Source organism: Paraburkholderia nemoris, from assembly GCF_905221015.1.
Taxonomy (GTDB): domain Bacteria; phylum Pseudomonadota; class Gammaproteobacteria; order Burkholderiales; family Burkholderiaceae; genus Paraburkholderia; species Paraburkholderia nemoris.
The window spans coordinates 1-2,296 of the sequence record NZ_CAJNBO010000093.1 but is presented as its reverse complement, the minus strand read 5'-3'; the positions used below and the strand labels follow the sequence as shown (position 1 = coordinate 2,296).

The 2,296-nt window shown below is 63.9% G+C and carries 4 protein-coding genes; 1 reads left to right on the top strand and 3 read right to left on the bottom strand.

All coding sequences use genetic code 11. The features are described from left to right. Positions 1–93 precede the first annotated feature (93 nt). Positions 94–315 carry a DUF2612 domain-containing protein gene (locus tag KHO33_RS41770; RefSeq protein ID WP_200568560.1) on the bottom strand — a complete coding sequence of 74 codons (222 nt, stop codon included), beginning with the start codon at positions 313–315 and terminating at the stop codon, positions 94–96. Beyond that, positions 312–1,544 (bottom strand): baseplate J/gp47 family protein, encoded by a 1,233-nt coding sequence (locus tag KHO33_RS41765; RefSeq protein WP_200568561.1) that lies wholly within the window; start codon positions 1,542–1,544, stop codon positions 312–314. The genes KHO33_RS41770 and KHO33_RS41765 overlap by 4 nt, the downstream gene beginning before the upstream one ends. 170 nt (positions 1,545–1,714) lie before the next feature. Between KHO33_RS41765 and KHO33_RS41760 the strand changes: the two genes are divergently transcribed. Further along, positions 1,715–1,999 (top strand): hypothetical protein, encoded by a 285-nt coding sequence (locus KHO33_RS41760; protein ID WP_200568563.1) that lies wholly within the window; start codon positions 1,715–1,717, stop codon positions 1,997–1,999. A gap of 11 nt (positions 2,000–2,010) precedes the next feature. On the opposite strand, the gene KHO33_RS41755 is transcribed toward KHO33_RS41760, so the two are convergent. Next, positions 2,011–2,296: hypothetical protein (locus KHO33_RS41755; RefSeq protein ID WP_211629339.1), on the bottom strand; the 286-nt coding region annotated here is incomplete at its 5' end.

The following is a 2,296-nucleotide window of genomic DNA, read 5'->3' as shown; positions in this document are numbered from 1 at the left end:
CGGCGTCGTGAGACGCTCGACGTAGGACGACCGGATAGTTGTTTTCTGGAAGCGGACCGACCCGGAGTCGGAAGGTTCGGAGCGGGAGCAGGATCACAGGTCGCGGCTTGCCGCCATCACGCCACGTTTCACGTTGACGATCCTGCCCCAAACGTCGAGCCCATAGCCGAGTGCGGTAGCCACATTCCAGATCGTGTCGTAAAACGCGTCGAGCCCGGCATGCGGCCCGATATCCTGGTTCAGACAGTCGAGCATCGCCGTGATCGTCGGCGAATTCGCGTACTGCGCGAGCAGCGTGTCGGTCCAGTTCTTCATGACCGCATGTCCTGACTGAACTGCAGCATGGAAACGTTGGACGGATCGAGCGTCGGATACTGGTCGATGCCAAACGCGAGCGCGCTCTGGTTCACGTCCATCGGGTCGGTGCCGAGCGCGATCGAGTAGATGTTCACATTCGGGTCCGTGGCGGCCACGCCCGCGTAGTAGCGCCCCGCATAGGTAGTCGAGCCGATGCGCGCCTTCACGCCACCGTCCTCGCCGTTAAACGCCGCGAGAATCGCCTGCTGGATCAGCGAGGTGATGCTGGCCGGCAACTGGTCATTGGCCTGGATCGTCACGGTGAAGCAGCACTGCACCGGCGCGGGCGTGACCCATGTCACCGTGTACTTCGGCTGCGGGGCGTTGTAGCTGGTGTCATGGACGATCCACGACGTGTCGCCGTTGTAGTCGCAGCCGGGCGCCTTTTTGCTCCAGATCGCCTGCGCGATGGCCGAAGCATCGCCGCCGATGGCCGACACGAACAGCGAATGCGGCAGCAGCGGATAGTCCGTCGCACCGTAGTTCACGGTTGCACCGGTCGGGTTGTCGATCACGAACGCGTCGAGCACGTTGGACACCGGCAGCACCGCCGCATAGACGGCCTGCACGCTGTTGACGGCATTGATGGCAACCGACAGCCTGCGCCTTGCCTCGAACTGCGCGCGGGTCTCGACGTTCTGCCCGGGCGTGCCGGCGGTCGTGTTCGACACGCGGTCCCAGCCCTGCACGGCGGTGTAGATCGTCGCAAGCGCGCCGATCGGACAGGCTACGGGTCCCTTCGTCTGGCACTGGAACGGCACCTCCACCTGGCCCGAGGCGGGAATAACCGCCGCGGCGGTCGATGCATACAGGTAGCCGTTCACGTCCTGCGCAACCGAACCGGCGGGAATGACCGCGCCGACGAGCCCGATGCAGGTCGCGGTGACGACGGTCCCTGACGCAGCGATGCGGTTCAGGAAATAGATGCGGCCGATCGCGTCCTGCCAGCGGCCGGAGGCGACATCGGGATCGACCTGGTTCGCGACTTCGAGAATGTCGCCGTTCGCATCGCGGATGATCGTGGTGAGCGACTGCGCGATCTGCCCCTGCGGCGTGGTCAGCCCCGGATTGACGCCGCCGCCGAACGCCGCGTTGATATCGGCCCGCACGCCAGCGAGGATCGCGGATTCGGCGGGCAATACCGGTCCCTGATCCGTGAACCGGATCGGCGGAACGTTTGTCTGCACGGCGGTGCTGCGCTCAGAAGCTCACGGACTGTGTGTTGCCGGTTGCGTCGGTCAATTTTTCTGCAAACCGGCCGATCAGGTTACGCGCTCGCGCCCTGTCCCTTACCGGTATTCCGGTTGATGGTGTAACCTGAAACGAAGAGCCGTTCCGGCCCGCAAAGGAGGTCGCCATGAGAATGCTGGTCATGCTGACATGCGTCATGCTGTCGTCCAGCGCATTCGCCAACTGCACGACGAACGCGCGCGGCGTTACCACCTGCAACAACGGACAGACGGCCGGTGGCTACAACCCGAATACGGGTAACGCAGTGAAGGCCCAGACGAATCAGGCAGGCGTGACGACGACCCAGACAAGCAAGGGCGGGGAAGCGAAGACCGTAAACGGAAAAGGCGTATATAAAGCCCCGAACGGCACCATCTGTTACAAGGGCGTCAAGAACCAGGGATGCCGCTGAGGAGGGCTGCATCAGAAGGCGACAGACTGTGTTTGCCCATTCGCGTCGGCCACCTCCACGGTGCCGGACAGTTGCCGGTTGTCGAAGGCAAGGCTCGTGCCCGTCGCGGCGGTGACGTTGGGCACGGTGAGCGCGGCCCGCACGATTTCGGACTGGATGAACGAGACGGTCGGCAACTTGCCGAGAATGTTTTGCCAGTACGGCAGGCCGAGTGTGGTGTCGTACCAGCACTCGCCGCGAAACGTACGGATCGCGCTTGCGACATCCTGGGCGATCTGGTACGGCTCGGTGGCGCAC

What these genes read in the sequence shown, in the direction of transcription:
- KHO33_RS41760 (WP_200568563.1), top strand. Translation starts at nt 1,715, where the DNA reads ATGAGAATGCTGGTCATGCTGACATGCGTCATGCTGTCGTCCAGCGCA.
- KHO33_RS41770 (WP_200568560.1), bottom strand. Translation starts at nt 315, where the DNA reads ATGAAGAACTGGACCGACACGCTGCTCGCGCAGTACGCGAATTCGCCG.